The organism is Enterobacter sp. SA187 (assembly GCF_001888805.2).
In the GTDB taxonomy this organism is placed as follows: Bacteria; Pseudomonadota; Gammaproteobacteria; order Enterobacterales; family Enterobacteriaceae; genus Enterobacter_D.
This window is the reverse complement of the sequence record NZ_CP019113.1, coordinates 1,040,667-1,058,106: the sequence shown is the minus strand read 5'-3', so window position 1 is coordinate 1,058,106 and position 17,440 is coordinate 1,040,667. Positions and strand designations below refer to the sequence as shown.

Annotated in this window: 12 protein-coding genes; 2 read left to right on the top strand and 10 right to left on the bottom strand. The window is 57.1% G+C overall.

Going from position 1 to position 17,440, the window contains the following annotated elements:
• Positions 1–5 precede the first annotated feature (5 nt).
• Positions 6–2,321, top strand: a complete 2,316-nt coding sequence (yicI, locus tag BMF08_RS05155; RefSeq protein ID WP_072570989.1) for an alpha-xylosidase — start codon at positions 6–8, stop codon at positions 2,319–2,321.
• A 17-nt stretch (positions 2,322–2,338) separates the two neighbouring features.
• On the opposite strand, the gene BMF08_RS05150 is transcribed toward yicI, so the two are convergent.
• The 7 genes from BMF08_RS05150 to gmk form a co-directional block, all read right to left on the bottom strand.
• Complete coding sequence (locus tag BMF08_RS05150; protein ID WP_072570991.1) at positions 2,339–4,045, bottom strand: AsmA family protein; 1,707 nt, start codon at positions 4,043–4,045, stop codon at positions 2,339–2,341.
• A gap of 120 nt (positions 4,046–4,165) precedes the next feature.
• Positions 4,166–5,557 carry a nucleobase:cation symporter-2 family protein gene (locus tag BMF08_RS05145; RefSeq protein WP_072570992.1) on the bottom strand — a complete coding sequence of 464 codons (1,392 nt, stop codon included), beginning with the start codon at positions 5,555–5,557 and terminating at the stop codon, positions 4,166–4,168.
• Between the two features lie 154 nt (positions 5,558–5,711).
• Positions 5,712–7,793, bottom strand: coding sequence for an ATP-dependent DNA helicase RecG (recG, locus tag BMF08_RS05140; RefSeq protein WP_072570994.1), 2,082 nt, complete (start codon positions 7,791–7,793; stop codon positions 5,712–5,714).
• Positions 7,794–7,796: 3 nt separating this feature from the next.
• A complete protein-coding gene (gene trmH / locus BMF08_RS05135; protein WP_072570996.1) occupies positions 7,797–8,486 on the bottom strand; it encodes a tRNA (guanosine(18)-2'-O)-methyltransferase TrmH in 690 nt (229 codons plus the stop codon).
• A 4-nt stretch (positions 8,487–8,490) separates the two neighbouring features.
• Entirely contained in the window at positions 8,491–10,602 is a 2,112-nt protein-coding gene (spoT, locus tag BMF08_RS05130; protein WP_072570998.1) for a bifunctional GTP diphosphokinase/guanosine-3',5'-bis pyrophosphate 3'-pyrophosphohydrolase, read from the bottom strand.
• Positions 10,603–10,620: 18 nt separating this feature from the next.
• Positions 10,621–10,896 carry a DNA-directed RNA polymerase subunit omega gene (rpoZ, locus tag BMF08_RS05125; protein ID WP_031523238.1) on the bottom strand — a complete coding sequence of 92 codons (276 nt, stop codon included), beginning with the start codon at positions 10,894–10,896 and terminating at the stop codon, positions 10,621–10,623.
• A 54-nt stretch (positions 10,897–10,950) separates the two neighbouring features.
• A complete protein-coding gene (gene gmk, locus BMF08_RS05120) occupies positions 10,951–11,574 on the bottom strand; it encodes a guanylate kinase (protein ID WP_072571000.1) in 624 nt (207 codons plus the stop codon).
• 257 nt (positions 11,575–11,831) lie between these two features.
• Here gmk and ligB point away from each other — a divergent pair, with 257 nt between their 5' ends.
• The gene (gene ligB / locus BMF08_RS05115; RefSeq protein ID WP_072571002.1) at positions 11,832–13,511 is read left to right on the top strand and encodes an NAD-dependent DNA ligase LigB; all 1,680 of its coding nucleotides are present in this window, start codon (positions 11,832–11,834) and stop codon (positions 13,509–13,511) included.
• Between the two features lie 9 nt (positions 13,512–13,520).
• On the opposite strand, the gene BMF08_RS05110 is transcribed toward ligB, so the two are convergent.
• From BMF08_RS05110 to BMF08_RS05100, 3 genes are all read right to left on the bottom strand, one after another.
• Positions 13,521–14,138, bottom strand: a complete 618-nt coding sequence (locus BMF08_RS05110) for a trimeric intracellular cation channel family protein (RefSeq protein ID WP_072571004.1) — start codon at positions 14,136–14,138, stop codon at positions 13,521–13,523.
• Between the two features lie 176 nt (positions 14,139–14,314).
• A complete protein-coding gene (locus tag BMF08_RS05105; RefSeq protein ID WP_083580990.1) occupies positions 14,315–16,303 on the bottom strand; it encodes an acyltransferase family protein in 1,989 nt (662 codons plus the stop codon).
• A gap of 167 nt (positions 16,304–16,470) precedes the next feature.
• Entirely contained in the window at positions 16,471–17,334 is an 864-nt protein-coding gene (locus BMF08_RS05100) for a YicC/YloC family endoribonuclease (protein WP_072571006.1), read from the bottom strand.
• Between the last annotated feature and the right edge of the window lie 106 nt (positions 17,335–17,440).

The window sequence follows — 17,440 nt, the reverse complement described above, 5'->3', positions numbered from 1 at the left end:
CGATAATGAAAATCAGTGATGGAAACTGGCTTATTCAGCACGGGCTGAACCTCATTCACCCAATCCAGGTGTTCGATGTTGAACAGCAGGGCAATGAGATGGTGGTGTACGCCGCACCGCGCGATGTGCGTGAACGGACCTGGCAGCTCGACACACCGCTGTTTACGCTGCGCTTTTTCTCGCCGCAGGAAGGCGTGGTCGGCGTGCGCATGGAACATTTTCAGGGTGCGCTGAACAACGGCCCGCATTACCCGCTGAATGTGCAGGACGTACCGGTTGAGATGCAGAACACGGCGGAGTTCGCCGAACTGAAAAGCGGCGCGTTAAGTGTGCGTGTTACCAAAGGCGATGCCTGGTCGCTGGATTTTCTGCGCAACGGCGTGCGCATCACCGGCAGCCAGGTGAAAAACAATGGCTACGTGCAGGACACTGCCAGCAACCGCAATTATCTGTTTGAGCGGCTGGATCTGGGCGTCGGCGAAACCGTGTATGGCCTCGGCGAGCGCTTTACCGCGCTGGTGCGCAACGGGCAGACGGTGGAGACCTGGAACCGCGACGGCGGCACCAGCACCGAACAGGCGTATAAAAATATTCCGTTCTACCTCACTAATCGCGGGTACGGCGTGCTGGTGAATCATCCCCAGTGCGTGTCCTTTGAAATCGGCTCGGAAAAAGTCTCCAAAGTGCAGTTCAGCGTTGAGTCTGAGCATCTGGAATATTTTGTCATCGACGGGCCGACGCCAAAAGAGGTGCTCAACCGCTATACACAGCTGACCGGCCGCCCGGCGCTGCCGCCGGCGTGGTCCTTCGGACTGTGGCTCACCACCTCGTTCACCACCAATTACGACGAAGCCACGGTGAACAGCTTTATCGACGGCATGGCAGAGCGCGATCTGCCGCTGCACGTATTCCATTTTGACTGCTTCTGGATGAAAGCCTTCCAGTGGTGCGACTTCCAGTGGGATCCGGTGACCTTCCCGGATCCGGAGGGCATGATCAAACGCCTGAAGGCGAAAGGGCTGAAAATCTGCGTCTGGATCAACCCCTACATTGGCCAGAAATCACCGGTATTTAACGAGCTGAAAGAGAAGGGCTATCTGCTGAAACGCCCGGACGGCTCGCTGTGGCAGTGGGATAAATGGCAGCCGGGGCTGGCTATCTATGATTTTACGAATCCGGAAGCCTGCCGGTGGTATGCAGAGCAGCTGAAAGGGCTGGTGGCTATCGGCGTCGACTGCTTCAAGACCGATTTCGGCGAGCGCATTCCGACGGACGTGGCCTGGCATGACGGCTCCTGCCCGCAGAAGATGCATAACCATTACGCCTATATCTACAACGAACTGGTGTGGAATGTGCTGAAAGAGACGGTGGGCGAGGAAGAAGCCGTGCTGTTCGCCCGCTCGGCGTCGGTGGGGGCGCAGAAATTCCCGGTGCACTGGGGCGGCGACTGCTACGCCAACTACGAATCCATGGCGGAAAGCCTGCGCGGCGGGCTGTCGATTGGCCTGTCCGGCTTTGGGTTCTGGAGCCACGATATTGGCGGCTTCGAAAACACCGCCCCGGCGCACGTCTATAAGCGCTGGTGCGCGTTCGGGCTGCTCTCCAGCCACAGCCGTCTGCATGGCAGCAAATCCTATCGCGTGCCCTGGGCGTATGATGAGGAGTCCTGCGACGTGGTGCGCCACTTCACGCAGCTGAAATGCCGCCTGATGCCGTATCTGTACCGCCAGGCCGCGCTGGCCCGTGACGCGGGCACGCCGATGATGCGCGCCATGATGCTGGAGTTCCCGGACGATCCGGCGTGTGACTATCTTGATCGCCAGTATATGCTCGGCGATGCGGTGATGGTCGCGCCGGTCTTCTCGGAAGCGGGCGACGTGCAGTTTTATCTGCCGGAAGGCCGCTGGACGCACCTGTGGCGCAACGATGAGCTTACCGGCAGCCGCTGGCACAAACAGCAGCATGATTTCCTGAGCCTGCCGGTCTACGTGCGGGATAACACCCTGCTGGCGCTGGGAAATAACGATCGGAAGCCGGACTATGCGTGGAGCGACGGCACGGCGTTTCAGCTGTTCAGCCTGGACGATGGCTGCGAAGCCCGCTGCGAGGTACCGGCGGAGGATGGCCTGGTTGCCTTCACGCTACAGGCGCGACGGGAAGGGGATCGCATCACGCTCACCGGCACCGGTGATGCCCGCAACTGGACGCTGTGTTTGCGCAATATCCCGCAGGTGAGCGCCGTGCAGGGCGGCTCACAGGCGGGCAGTGAGTGGGGGGCAGTTATCACCGCGCAGGAGAATACGCTGGTGGTTACGCTCTGAGTGTTAACCCTCTCCCGTCAGGGAGAGGGTGTGGTTTCCGGCTGCGCGGTACTCACCTCGCCGTTGCGCATCGTCTGTGTCACCTGCCGTTTCTCTGTATTCAGCACCTTCAGTTCCGCATTCACCGTGGGTTTTAACGGCGTATCCGCTTTTACGTTGCCGCTGGCGGTTAGCTGAATATTACCATCGCCGGAAATCGGCAGCGCAGGCCAGCCCCACTGCTGCAATACGTTCACCGGCACGCCGCGCCCATTGAGGCTCACTTTCACCTGGCGATCAGCCAGCTGCGACACCACAGCGGTGGCTTCCAGTAAACCCTGGCCGGTAAAGGCGCTCAGCTCGCTGATGTTGACCGCATTGGTGTTTGCAGCCAGCGCCAGCGACGGACGACGCACATCGACGCGGTTAAAGGTCGCCGCCGCGCCGTTCAGTTTGGCGCTACCGCCCCAGACGCCCCATTTACCGTCCCGCGCCAGCAGCAGGTTATTACCATAACCATCCAGCGCGGTGATCTGCCACGGGAAAGCCGGATCGATGTCGATCACCAGGTTGCGGCTGGCGCTGAATTTTTTCAGCACCACGGCGTTCAGCCAGCCGGGGAGAGGATCCATCCACAGCTGTTTCCAGTTGGCGGGCAGGGTGTATTCCAGACCGGCGATGGCGGCGTCATCCAGCACCAGCGCTTTGCCGTCGCGCAACCAGTTGCCGGAGGTGCGCAGCAGGCCGCCTTCCCAGCGGGAGGTGAACTGGCGCAGCGCCACGCCCTGGGGGGAAAACTCAGTATTCACAATAGGATCGAACAGGTGCAGCGAGCCGTAGATAAACTCGCTGGCGTTCATCGACAGCCTGCCGTCGTCGCTCTGCCAGTCGCCCTCGCTCAGCGTCAGGTTGCGCACGCTCAGATCCAGATCGGTTACCGCCCAGTCCGGCCCCTGCAGGCGCGCGTCTGTCACTTCCAGCCTGCCAATCTGCAACGATGGCAGCGTGGTGAGCGGCATAAAGAAATCGCTCAGGGATTTGTCGCTTTGCAGGCGGATGTCATTGAGACGCAGGCTGTCGATAATCCAGCCGCCGTTGGCGGTACGGCGGGCGGTACCGGTGAGCGAGCCGCGCGCCATATCCGCGCCAATGGTGCTCAGCGTCACCTCATTGTTGTCGATACTGCCCTGAATGAGGACATTACTGATGGGGACGCCATTCAGCGTCATGGAGCCTGCGCTCACCTGGATTTGCGCCTGGCTGCCAAGCACATTGCCCGCTTTCGGCTGCCAGGGGCTGACGCCGCCTGTCACCCGCTGGGCACTGAGATCCCAGCCAGTCGCCGGACTGTTGAACGCCATATTGTTCAGTTGCAGGCGGTCGGCCTGGAAGGGCAGCGGCGCGGTATCCGGAGATAAATTCAGCGTCCCGTCTGACAGCAAAATAGTATCGGCATGCAGCGGATCGGTGAACTGACGGCTACTCAGCCCAATATCCACCGCTTTCGCATCCAGGGTAGCGGGCTGGCCCTTGCGGCCAAACGTAACGCTCTTTAACAGCACATGGGAAGGCGAAGAAAAGCGGTGATCCACTGCCTCAACGGTGAGCTGGTAATCACTGTTATCCGTAACCCAGTGGCCCACCTGCGCTGCGCCCCAGCGCGTCTGGATCAGAAAATAGGCTGCAAGAATCAGCACCAGCAGCGCGATCAGCAGATAAATCAGCAGCTTTCCAATGAGTTTCATCGTCTTCCCTTCCTCTATGCAGACAGGGAATTTATGCACGATTTATGCGCAATGCTCAAGGAGGGAATGGTGAAAGCGTGTAACGGCGACAGCAGGAAAGCCCCGCTGCCGCCGTGAAAATCAGTTTTTCTCAGGCGGGAAAACGAGGTTCAGCACGATAGCGGTGATACCGCCCGCGGCGATCCCCGAGGAGAGCAGATTCTTCAGCCAGTCCGGCGCAAACTGCAGGATCAGCGGCTGCTGGGAAACGCCCAGACCGACCGCCAACGACAGGGCGATAATCATGATCGCGCGGCGGTTCAGCGGCTCGCGGGACACGATACGCACCCCGGAAGCGGCAATGGTACCGAACATCACCAGGGTCGCGCCGCCCAGCACCGGCTCAGGAATGTGCTGCACGAAGCCACTCACCGCCGGGAACAGGCCGAGCACGATCAGCATCAGCGCCACTACAAAACCGACATAACGGCTGGCCACGCCGGTCAGCTGGATCACGCCGTTGTTCTGTCCGAAACAGGAGTTCGGAAAGGTGTTGAACACCGCCGACACAAAGGAGTTCAGGCCGTTCGCCAGCACGCCGCCTTTCAGGCGCTTCATGTACAGCGGCCCGGAAACCGGCTGTTCGGAAACGTCAGAGGTGGCGGTAATATCGCCGATGGTTTCCAGCGAGGTGATCATAAATACCAGCATCAGCGGCAGCAGCAGGCTCCAGTCGATACCTAAACCGTAATAGAGCGGGGTGGGGACCATGATTAGATCGCTGCTGGTCGGCGCGGTGTTCTCAGGCAACATACCCAGCGCCCAGGCGAGGATATAACCCACCGCCATAGCGATCACCAGCGAGGCCACGCGCAGATACGGATTGCGCTGACGGTTAAGCAGGATGATCACCGCCAGCACCGCACCCGCCAGCAGCAGGTTTTTCGGCGCGCCGAAGGTGTGATCGGCCATGGCGCCATAGCCGCCGCCGATAGAGGTCAGGCCGACCTGGATCAGCGACAGACCGATAATCATCACCACCACGCCGGATACCAGCGGCGTAATAATGCGGCGCGCCAGGTGCAGCACGCGGGAAAGGACCATTTCGGTACAGCTTGCCAGCATCAGGGTGCCAAACAGCGCCGCCATCATGGTCGGCACATCCGCGCCGCCGGTTTTCAGCGCCGTGCCGCCCATGATCAGCGGGGCCACAAAGTTAAAGCTGGTGCCCTGAATGGATAACAGCCCGGAGCCAACCGGTCCCCACGCTTTGATCTGAATAATGGACGCCACACCGGAGGCGAACAGCGACATGCTGATGATGTGCTGCGTGTCCTGAGCCGGTAAGCCGAGCGCCTGACAAATCAGCATCGCCGGGGTGATGACCGCAACAAACATTGCCAGCAGATGCTGACAGGCGGCAAAAAGCGTTTGTGCCAGCGGCGGGCGATCTTCCAGGCGGTAGATCAGCTCACTATTATGCTGCGGCGCAACCGGTTGCGCATTTTCAGACTCGACGGTGTTAACGGACATCTCTGGCGATCCCATGATGGAAAAGCGGGGATTTTATCGGACTGAATGGTAAAAGCAAACGTTTGCCAGCAAAAAATCTCATAATTAAAAGGGATAAAAAGCGACCGGGATATAGCGTTATGCGTATGTCAGAGTGAATGGCTGAAAATTTGCGTCAGGCGTTGGAATAGCGTTCAGTTTCCGGCATCCAGCGCTCGATCAGCGCAAGCGCCTGTTCCGGATAACGCTCATGAATATGACGGGCGAGGCGCTGTACATCAGGGATCATCGCCTGGTCGCGCAGCAGATCGGCGACTTTGAATTCAGCGTTGCCGGTCTGTCGGGTACCGAGCAGTTCGCCGGGGCCGCGAATTTCCAGATCCTTTTGCGCAATCACAAAGCCATCGTTACTGTCGCGCAGCACCTGCAGGCGTTTCTGCGCGGTTTTCGACAGCGGGGATTTGTACAGCAGTACGCAGTGGGACGCCACCGCGCCACGACCGACGCGACCCCGGAGCTGGTGGAGTTGCGCAAGGCCCAGCCGTTCCGGATTTTCGATGATCATCAGGCTGGCGTTGGGCACGTCCACACCTACCTCGATGACGGTGGTGGCGATCAGCAGATGCAGCTCGCCCAGCTTAAACGCCTGCATCACCGCCTGTTTTTCGGCGGGCTTCATGCGGCCATGAACCAGACCGACGTTAAGCTCCGGCAGCGCCAGCTTCAGTTCTTCCCAGGTGGCCTCGGCTGCCTGGGCTTCCAGTAAATCGGATTCTTCGATCAGCGTGCACACCCAGTAAGCCTGGCGGCCTTCGCTCATGCACGCCTGGCGTACGCGATCGATAATATCGCTGCGGCGCGTGTCGGGAATGGCCACCGTGGTGACGGGCGTACGTCCCGGCGGCATTTCGTCGATCACAGAGGTATCGAGATCGGCATACGCCGTCATCGCCAGCGTACGCGGAATAGGGGTTGCGGTCATGATCAGCTGATGAGGATGAAAGCCCTGTTGCTGGCCTTTTTCCCACAGCGCCAGCCGCTGATGCACGCCAAAGCGATGCTGTTCGTCGATGATCACCAGCGCCAGGCCGTTAAACTGCACCTGTTCCTGGAAAATGGCGTGGGTGCCGACAATCATCTGCACCTGACCGCTGGCGATGGCATCCTGCTGCGCCACGCGCGCTTTGCCCTTCTGTTTACCCGCCAGCCAGCCGACTTCAATGCCGAGAGGGGCAAACCAGGCGCGGAAATTGTTAGCGTGCTGCTCGGCAAGCAGTTCGGTGGGGGCCATCATCGCCACCTGTTTGCCATTGGCGATGGCGCGCAGGGCGGCAAGGGCCGCCACCAGCGTTTTACCGGAGCCAACGTCGCCCTGCACCAGACGCATCATCGGAATATCAAGCGCCATATCGTGTTCGATTTCGGACACCACCCGTGCCTGCGCGCCGGTCGGTTTAAACGGCAGTGACGCCAGCAGCTGGTTTTTCAGCTCATCCTGCGCGGCAAGCGGCTGGGCGTGGAAACGCTGTGCGCCGGCGCGTAAGGCCAGCATACTGAGATTATGCGCCAGCAGCTCTTCGAGGATCAGACGGCGCTGGGCGGGATGCTGACCGCTTTCCAGATCGGCAAGTTGTAAGGTCGGCGGCGGGCGATGCAGCGTGCGCAGCGCTTCCGGCAGGCTCATCATGCCCTGGGCTAATTCAGCGGGCAGCAGTTCGGCAATGGCGCAGGTGTCCAGCAGTTCCAGCGCCTGGTCCGTCAGCTTGCGCAGCGTCGCCTGTTTGATGCCTTCGGTTGTCGGATAGACGGGGGTCAGGGTGTCCGCCAGCGCCGGGCTGGTCAGGTCGCCCTGCACGCGGTATTCCGGATGGATCATCTCCGCGCCGTACTTACCGCGCTTTGCTTCACCGTAAGCCAGCACGCGTTTTCCCGTCGCCAGACTGTTTTTCATCGCCGCGCTGAAGTTAAAGAAGCGCAGGGTCAGAATGCCGCTGCCGTCGCTGATCTGACAGGTCATCATGCGACGGCCGCCAAAGGTGACGTTACAGTTCAGCACTTCGCCTTCCACCGTGGCATAAATGCCCGGCAGCAGATCGGCGATGGTGTAAAGCTGGGTACGATCTTCGTAGCGTAAAGGCAGATGCAGGAGCAGATCCTGCACGTTGACGAGGCCGATTTTGGCGAGCTTGCTGCTCTGCGCCGCGCCCACGCCGGTCAGCGAGCTTAGCGGAATGGCGTCAAGCAGGCGGCCTTTCATGGGTTATTTCGCAGACTGCATGGTGGCCCACCACGCGTCATCGGCTTCGATTTCGCCCTGCGCGTTGACGTGGGGGTAGGGCAGGCCTTTGCGTTTTGCTACGCGGGCCAGCACCGGATAGCCGCCTTCAAACAGCAAACGCTGCTGTTCGTCTTCCGGCAGCATGCTGTTTTCCCGCTTATACAGGCCGGCGTTCTGCCGCTGGCGCTGGGCTTCATACAGAATGAGGGCAGAGGCGACGGAGACGTTAAGCGACTGCACCATGCCGATCATGGGAATGATGATGTCCTGATCCGCCAGATCCAGCGCTTCCTGCGTGATCCCGGTTTTCTCCTGACCCATCAGAATACAGGTCGGGCGGGTGTAATCGATCTCGCGAAAATCGACGGCTTTATCAGACAGATGCGTCGCCAGAACCTGCATGCCCTGGCCTTTGAGATGTGAAACGGCGTCGCTGATGGTGCGATGGGTTTTAACCTGCACCCAGCTGTTGCTGCCCGCCGCGGAAGAGGCCATGGTGCGCATACGGCTGCCCGGCCAGACGGCGTGCACTTCATGCACGCCAACGGCATCTGCGGTGCGGATAATAGCAGAGACGTTATGGGGCTTGTGGACCTGCTCCATGCAGACCGTCAGATCAGGCTGACGCCTGGCGAGCATTTCGCAGATTCGCGCATAACGCTGTGCATTCATTAGGCTAGTTTCGGTTACGGGTGACTTTAATCACGTCCGGCAATACGCGGATTTTACGCATGATGTTTGCCAGATGAACACGATCCTGCGCGGTCAGGCGGATAAAGGCGCTGTACACGCGGCCATCTTTTTCTTCAGTATTCAGGCTCTGAATATTGGAAGAGGCCGTGTTGATTGCCGCAGTCAGGTTTGCGAGCGCACCCTGGTGGTTAAACATATCCACCTTAATTTCGGTGATAAATTCCTGCGCCGTGTCTTTGTCCCACTCTACCGCCATAAACTTCTCTGGCTCTTTCTGATAGCCACGGATGTTACGGCAGGATTCATGGTGGATCACCAGTCCTTTACCAGGGCTGACGTGGGCGATAATCGGGTCGCCCGGTAGTGGACGGCAGCATTTCGCGAAGGTGATCAGTACCCCGTCTGCGCCTTTGATCGGCAGATGTCCATGGCCCTGACCCGCCTGCACCGGGGCTGCTGTTTCACCCTGTTGCAGGTTTTTCGCGACCACGACGCTCATGGCATTGCCAAGACCGATTTCCGCCAGCAGGTCGTCAAGGGACGCCAGCTTCATGCGCTCCAGCTCATGCTGAATATTTTCCGGCGGGATTTCCGCCAGCTTGCGGCTGCCGCCAAGGGCATGGTTAAGCAGACGGCGACCCAGGCTTACGGAATCGTCGCGCTTGAGGTTTTTCAGCATCTGGCGAATTTTGGCGCGGGCTTTGGAGCTGACCACAAAATTGAGCCATGCGGCGTTCGGGCGGGCGCCAGGTGCGGTGATGATCTCAACCGTCTGGCCGCTGGCGAGCGGCTGCGACAGCGGATACGGCTGTCTGTCCACGCGCGCGCCCACGCAGGCGTGGCCGATGTCGGTATGCACGGCATAGGCGAAATCGACCGGGGTGGCACCGGCAGGCAGCTCAACAATGCGCCCTTCCGGTGTGAAAACATAAATCTCATCCGGGAAGAGATCAGATTTAACGCTCTCGATAAATTCAAACGAACTACCGGCGCTCTGCTGGAGTTCCAGCAGGCTCTGCATCCAGCGCTGCGCGCGGATTTGCGCCGTGGTGCTACTTTCACCGTGCTCTTTATAAGCCCAGTGCGCGGCAACCCCCATTTCCGCCATCATGTCCATGTCTTCGGTGCGGATCTGCACCTCAACCGGCACACCGTGCGGGCCAATCATCGAGGTGTGCAAAGACTGATAGCCGTTCGCTTTTGGAATGGCGATGTAATCTTTCATGCGCCCCGGACGTGGCTTGTAGAGGCTGTGCATCTGACCGAGCACGCGGTAGCAGGTATCCAGATCGTGGACGATGACGCGGAAGGCGTAAATATCCATGATCGAGTGGAAACGCTGCTCTTTCATGACCATTTTGCAGTAAATGGAGTAGAGATGCTTTTCGCGTCCGCTTACGCGACAGGGAATACCGGCTTCCTGCAAACGGCCTTCGATTTCAGAGAGGATTTTCTGGATCATCTCTTTACGGTTACCGCGCGCAGATTTCACCACCTCTTTGATCACCCGATAGCGGTTCGGGTGCAACGCCTCAAAGCCCAGCTCTTCAAGCTCGGTTTTGATGTGATGGATACCTAAACGGTGCGCCAGCGGACTGTAGATTTCGAGGGTTTCACGGGCGATGCGGCGACGTTTATCCGGGCGCAGTGAGCCCAGCGTGCGCATATTGTGGGTGCGGTCAGCCAGTTTGATGAGAATGACGCGGATATCCTGCACCATCGCCATAATCATCTTGCGGAAGTTTTCGGCCTGCGCCTCTTTCTTGTCGCGGAACTTAAGCTTATCAAGCTTGGACACCCCTTCCACCAGCTCGGCAACGCTTTTGCCAAACAGCTGTTCCATGTCCTGGTAGGTGGCGGGGGTATCTTCAATCACATCATGCAGCAGCGCGGCCATCAGTGTTTCATAGTCGAGTTTCATCTCGGCCAGAATACAGGCTACCGCAACCGGGTGCGTGATGTAGGGTTCACCGCTTGAACGTGTCTGGCCCTCGTGAGCGTCACGTGCAACGAGATACGCCTGCTGGAGACGCTTTATCTGCTCTTCCGGCAGATAGGTTTGAATCAGCTGATTCAGGCTTTCAAACAGATACAAGGGTGACCTGCAGTGTTATTAACGACGACCTTCAGCAATCGCGGTGACGGCCTGTAATTCAGCGGCTTCCTGCTCTTGCTGCTCCTGGCGCTCACGTACGTCGAGGATCTGGTTGTTGATCAGACCTTCTTCGATTTCGCGCAGCGCGATAACGGTAGTTTTATCGTTCTCTTCCGCAACCAGCGGATCTTTACCACCAACCTGCATCTGACGAGCGCGACGCGCGGCGACCAGTACCAGGTCAAAACGGTTACCAATTTTCTCTACAGCGTCCTGAACAGTTACGCGTGCCATACTTAAAGTGCTCCACAGGTGAAGAAATGACTGGGCATGATACTGAAAGTACGTTCAGTCTGCCAATAGTTTGCTGATTAAAGCGTCATGTCGCTGTTTTTGGCGACCCATACGCAGACGTTCAGCACGAATAATGGTCTTCATATCGCTGATGGCGGTATCAAAATCATCATTCACAATCAGATAATCATATTCGGCGTAGTGGCTCATTTCTGCAACCGCCTGCGCCATGCGTTTGGTGATCACCTCTTCGCTGTCCTGACCGCGACCGCGCAGGCGACGATCCAGCTCGTCTTTCGACGGCGGCAGAATAAAGATGCTGCGCGCCTGCGGCATTTTCTGGCGGATTTGCTGCGCGCCCTGCCAGTCGATGTCGAGGAAAACGTCCACGCCCGTCGCCAGAACTTGTTCAATGGCGTCGCGCGAGGTGCCGTAATAATTACCAAACACTTCCGCATGCTCAAGAAACGCATCTCTGCCAATCATGTTCTTAAATTCATCATGATCCACAAAGAAATAGTGTTCACCGTGCACCTCACCCGGACGCGGCGCGCGCGTGGTGTGTGAAACAGAAACCTGGGTGTCGTACAACGGTTGGGTCTTTAACAAAGCCTGAATGAGGCTTGATTTACCCGCACCACTGGGCGCGGAAACAATATAGAGCGTGCCTTGAGCCATGAGTATCTTTTGTATGTGATGAACGAACGGGAATGTCTACATACGTGCCTATTATACACGTCGCCGCTACGTGACGTAGCCTTTGTCACACTTTTGCACGAGATTATTGCGTTTTGCGAGGCGTTTTCCTGAATTATCTGCCGCTTGCAGCAACAGCGCAAAATTCCCGGAAGCCGCCTCGCAAGGCGGCTTTTTGCTGCTCGTCTTGCGTCAGACGTCGCGCTATACCGAAGCGAACACAGCAAGGGAGGCAGAACATGGTTAAGCGTGTGGGATGGATACTGTTCATCTTGTTCTTAAGTGGCGGCAGCCGGGCGGCATGCCCGGTATGGCCGCCTGCACGGGCAGAGCAGGAGATCGCGCGGCTTCAGCAGCAAATCATACAGTGGAACGACGCCTACTGGCGGCAGGGCAAAAGCGACGTCAGCGACGAAGTTTACGATAGGCTCAGCGCCCGGCTGGCGCACTGGCAGCGCTGCTTTGCGCCGCCCCTGCCGCTTGATGAACCTGCACCGCCGGGCACAGGCGCCATCCTGCATCCGGTCGCCCATACGGGCGTAAAGAAACTCGCGGATAAAACCGCCCTGACGCAATGGATGGCAAACAAGCGCGACCTGTGGGTCCAGCCGAAAGTGGACGGCGTCGCCGTTACGCTGGTTTATCGTCAGGGTGAACTGGCGCAGGCTATCAGCCGCGGCGATGGCCTGAAAGGTGAAGACTGGACGAATAAAGTGCGGCAGATCCCCTCGTTGCCCAAAAAGATAAACGGCCCGCTGGCAAACAGTGTCCTGCAGGGCGAGATTTTTCTTCTGCGTGATAACCACCGCCAGCAGGAAATGGGCGGCATGAATGCGAGGGCAAAAGTGGCTGGCGCGCTGATGCGGCAGGGGCCTTCCCCTCTAACCCGCGAACTGGGGCTGTTTATCTGGGCATGGCCGGACGGCCCACAGGATATGGCGCAACGTCTACAACAGCTTAACGAGGCGGGCTTTAAGTGGGTTTTGCAGTTCAGCCAGCCGGTAAAAGACGCGGGTGACGTGGAAACCCTTCGCGCCCGTTGGTTTGCCGCGCCGCTCCCCTTTGTCACTGACGGCGTGATCGTCAGAGCGGCGCGTGAACCGGCAGGTCAGCAGTGGTTGCCGGGGCAGGGCGACTGGGTGGTGGCATGGAAATATCCGCCAGCGGTACAGGTGGCGGAAGTGAAAAATATCCGCTTTAACGTCGGGCGCAGCGGGAAAATCGCGGTGGTGGCAGAGCTTGAGCCGGTACAGCTGGATGATAAACGTGTGGGGCGGGTCAATATCGGCTCGGTCCGGCGTTGGCAGGAGCTGGACATCGCCCCCGGCGATCAGCTGCAAATCAGCCTTGCCGGCCAGGGGATCCCACGGATTGACGGCGTGGCATGGCGCAACGCTTCGCGGGACAAGCCCGCGCCGCCCTCATCCCGTTTTAATTCGCTGACCTGTTTTTATGCGGCGCCAGAGTGTGAAGCGCAATTTCTGGCCCGTCTGGAGTGGCTAAGCTCTCCGCAGGCGCTGGATTTAACCGGGCTGGGGGAGGCAGCCTGGCGCACGCTGCACCAGGCCTGGCGGTTTGAGCATATATTTTCCTGGCTGATGTTAACGCCTCAGCAGTTGCAGCATACGCCGGGGATCTCACCGGCCAGAGGGCAAAAACTGTGGCATCAGTTTGAGCTGGCCCGTAAGCGCCCGTTTATTCGCTGGGTTATCGCCCTGGGTACGCCGCTGTCTCAGGGCGCGCTGAAGGCTGCGGGAGATTATCGCTGGCAACAACTGCTGGAACGAACTGAACAGCAATGGCAGCAACTGCCCGGTATCGGACAGGAAAAAGCCGGGCAACTGGTGGCCTTTACGCACCATGCCGCGCTGGAAAAGCTGACGGCATGGCTGGGCGAACAGGGAATGAACGGCTTTTAATACGGCGGCTTAATGTACGTTATGCGTGTAGTGAAAGACGGGTAAACCCAGCTTCAGGCGCAGCGCCAGCAGGCGGGCGGTAAAACCAAACAGCAGGGTGGCGATGACCACCACGTCATGACTGGAGACATAATGTTGCAGAGCAATATAGAGCACCGCAGAGGCAAAGGCGACGCCAGCGTACAGCTCTTTCTGAAACACCAGCGGAATACGTTTGCAGAACATATCCCGCAGTACGCCGCCGAAGACGCCGGTCACGACTGCGGCAATAGTAGCGATGATCGGCCCTTCGCCCATATCGAGCGCAATCTGCGCCCCGATGATGGAAAACACCACCAGGCCCAGCGCGTCCAGCACCAGAAACAGACGGCGAAGATGGGGCATAACAGGCGCGGCAATAGTCGTCAGCACCGCAGCGGTGGCGACGATAATCACGTATTCCGGGTTTTTTACCCAGCCAAGCGGGTAATGCCCCAGCAGAATATCGCGCACGGAACCGCCGCCAAGGGCAGTCGCGGTGGCGATAATAATGACGCCAAAAGTATCCATACGGCGACGCCCGGCCGCCAGCGCACCTGTCATGGCTTCAGCGGTGATCCCGATAATATAAAGAATGTGTAACAGCATGCGCGCCCCCGTTAGTGAAGGCGCAGGGTAGCGAGTAGTGGCAGGGATCTCGATTGAGATTTTTTCAGGGTCAGTCTAATCGATTACTATAACTTATGCATTTTTTGACCAGCACTGCCTTCAGAAGCAGAAAAGCCAATAAAAATGCATTAGAAATTGTATGGCATATCTCGGGCTTAACGGAAAATTTCTTTAAACATTGGCACCAGTACGCGGTTGCCTGTTTCGCTCAGATGATTGTCATCAAAATAGAGAGGCTGCAGGTTTTTACTGCCCATACAGCGGCCATCTGTACATAACCAGCGGGAAGGATCGATAACCTTAACGCCACACTGATTGACTGCTCTGTCCTGCGCCTGCCAGATAAATTCTGTTTTCTTACGATACTCCGCCTCCTGGATGGAGACATCCTGCGGCTGTTTACCCATCATCAGAGCATGGGAAAGGTAGCGGGGTACATTGACATTCATTTCAGGGACAGGACGAACGAGGTAAACTTTATGATGTTGATTCAGCGCGCAGGCCATCGAGATCATCGACTCGGCATAAGTATGCAAATACTGGATCCCAACGATGTTCTTATCATCAAAATGCACCAGATGGCTTTCGGCATAATGACCCAGCCTGTTGACGATAACCACCGGTGTTGTGGACGGGATATCCGCAAGCCGTGCGGCAAGGGATTTGTTGAATTTGTAACAGCCTTCGTTTTTATCGACGTGGGCATCAGAAAGGTTAGGGCATCCGGACCATGTCATACCCATCACCGAACCATGCCCCTGTGCGGCGGCGGCAAGCGCTGTGGCTGTGGCCTCGGCATGACTGTCACCCACGATAACGGCAGCCAGCGGCCCTGTACCGTAATAACTGAGCGACGTTTTAGGATCGGCTGCGCGGTTTTTATTTTCGGCTTCGTTGGCAATCTGATTAACCAACGGATTGGGAGAATTCACCAGCGTTTGATACTTAACGAGATTGCCAAAAATATAACAGCCTGACACCGTTGCCAGCACCACCAGCCAGAATGCCGGAGCAGATAAGCGGGACAGGGACTTGTTCGCCGGTTGCTCAATTAATACCCATGACAACCAGCCCAGCAGAAATGAGAGTGCTATGCCGCTGGTGATCCATAACGCATTGTGCTGGCGATCGGCGTAGACAATAAAAACGGCGATCGGCCAGTGCCACAAATACACCGAATATGAGCTAAGACCAATCCACCGACAATGGCGATCGATACTTTCTGCCAGCGGTTGGTAATTGCTTGCGATGACCAGCATAGTGCCCAGCACGGGAAAAAGCGTCAGGTATCCGGGCCAGGCGCCATCCGGCGTAATCAGCACCACTGAGGCGGCTATTATCAGATAACCGACCAGTGCGCAGAGGCGTGCCCGGGCGCGGGAGAAGGTATAACGCTGTGAAATAAACCACACCAGACCGCCGCAGAGCATCTCCCATGCGCGAAACGGCATCAGATAAAACAGAGAAGAAAGATTTCCTGCGCTGGCATAAATCACACAGCCGATAAAAGAGCATATGGCGAGCAGCATTAATGAAAACATCATGCTGATGCGTTTTCTGACCAGATGTAACGCCATTAATAACAGCGGCAGTGCCAGATAAAACTGCCATTCTACCGAGAGAGACCATGTATGGAGGAGCCAGTTTTCATGTGAACTGGTAGCAAAATATCCTCCTGCATCTTTATTTAATTTTATGTTAGAAATAAAGAGGATAGCGTAGCTAATGTAGTTACCGAGTCGCCGGAATTCGAGCGCTGGTAGCCAGAACCACATCAATAATGGCAACAGAAGACACAACGCCAGAAGCGCCGGAATAATCCTTTTACAACGCGCGGTATAAAATCGCCGCAAACTGAATGTCTGCGCTTCCAGCCCTCCGGCGATGATTTTTGTCATCAGAAAACCAGAGATAACAAAAAACACATCTACTGCGGCAAAGCCACCGGGTAATAACTGTGCGGCAAAGTGGTAAAAAACAACGGATACAATGGCGATCCCGCGTAGCAGATTAATGTCCTGACGGAACTGACTATCGACTGAGTAGCGTTCAGTGCTCTCAATTGATAAAGAAAGATTTGCCATGCCATAACCTGTGAAATGTCTGTGCGGAACCAGAAAGGCGGCGAGTATACCAAGCTTCATAAGAAGTTTCTTAGCGTTACCCGCCGTAATGGTAATAAAATATGATCTTATTAACAGATTTTTTCTAAAAAGGGAGTAATGCGGAAAGGTTAAATGCCGTGCCCTGAATAATAAAAGCCCGTCATCAGGCGGGCTTTTTAAAGGGATTAAGTTACTGATGAATATTACTATTCGATATTCTGGATCTGCTCACGCATCTGTTCGATCAGCACTTTCAGCTCAATCGCAGAATTGGTCACATCAGCGTTGATGGATTTGGACGCCAGGGTGTTCGACTCGCGGTTAAACTCCTGCATCATAAAGTCCAGACGGCGGCCTACCGCTTCTTTCTTCTTAAGAATGTTGTAGGTTTCTTTTACGTGGGCTTCGAGGCGATCGAGTTCTTCAGCGACATCAATACGCTGCGCCATCAGCACCAGTTCCTGCTCAAGACGATTATTTTCCAGCTGTACCTGGGCGTCTTCCAGTTTGGCGACCAGACGCTCGCGCTGCCATTTCAGCACTTCCGGCATCTGCGCACGTACCTTAGCCACTTCCTGGCTCACGCCTTCAAGACGCTGCTCAATCAGGGTTTTCAGCGCCTGGCCTTCGGTTTCGCGGGCGATGATAAAGTCGTCCAGCGCGCCGTCGAGAGCCGAGAGGATTTCTGCGGCGATCACGTCCAGATCCTGTTCCTGCGCGGCCATCACGCCAGGCCAGCGGAGAATATCCACCGGATTGATTTCGCCTTCATCGCTCTGCATTTTGACCCAGTTCGCGGCGGTCACCAGCTGCTTAGCCAGTTTTTCATTCAGGATCAGTTCGCTCTGCGCGCTGACGTCAGGCTCAAAACGCAGGTTACATTCGATTTTGCCGCGCGTCAGACGCGTGCGGATCCGCTCGCGCACTACGGGTTCGAGGCTGCGAAACTGTTCCGGCAGGCGGAACCAGGTTTCCAGATAACGCTGGTTTACCGAGCGCAATTCCCAGACTGCGCTGCCCCATTCACCCTTGATTTCACGGCGGGCGTAGGCTGTCATACTGCGGATCATAAACGTTCCTGTTTTGAAGGAGAGATGGGGGGATTATAGCTTTCAGGGCTTACACAGGATAGGAATAAGCGACTTTAATCCGTATAATGCGCAGCCACATTCGTAG

Coding starts and splice junctions, on each gene's coding strand:
- yicI (WP_072570989.1), top strand. CDS start 6: ATGAAAATCAGTGATGGAAACTGGCTTATTCAGCACGGGCTGAACCTC.
- BMF08_RS05150 (WP_072570991.1), bottom strand. CDS start 4,045: ATGAAACTCATTGGAAAGCTGCTGATTTATCTGCTGATCGCGCTGCTG.
- BMF08_RS05145 (WP_072570992.1), bottom strand. CDS start 5,557: ATGTCCGTTAACACCGTCGAGTCTGAAAATGCGCAACCGGTTGCGCCG.
- recG (WP_072570994.1), bottom strand. CDS start 7,793: ATGAAAGGCCGCCTGCTTGACGCCATTCCGCTAAGCTCGCTGACCGGC.
- trmH (WP_072570996.1), bottom strand. CDS start 8,486: ATGAATGCACAGCGTTATGCGCGAATCTGCGAAATGCTCGCCAGGCGT.
- rpoZ (WP_031523238.1), bottom strand. CDS start 10,896: ATGGCACGCGTAACTGTTCAGGACGCTGTAGAGAAAATTGGTAACCGT.
- gmk (WP_072571000.1), bottom strand. CDS start 11,574: ATGGCTCAAGGCACGCTCTATATTGTTTCCGCGCCCAGTGGTGCGGGT.
- ligB (WP_072571002.1), top strand. CDS start 11,832: ATGGTTAAGCGTGTGGGATGGATACTGTTCATCTTGTTCTTAAGTGGC.
- BMF08_RS05110 (WP_072571004.1), bottom strand. CDS start 14,138: ATGCTGTTACACATTCTTTATATTATCGGGATCACCGCTGAAGCCATG.
- BMF08_RS05105 (WP_083580990.1), bottom strand. CDS start 16,303: ATGAAGCTTGGTATACTCGCCGCCTTTCTGGTTCCGCACAGACATTTC.
- BMF08_RS05100 (WP_072571006.1), bottom strand. CDS start 17,334: ATGATCCGCAGTATGACAGCCTACGCCCGCCGTGAAATCAAGGGTGAA.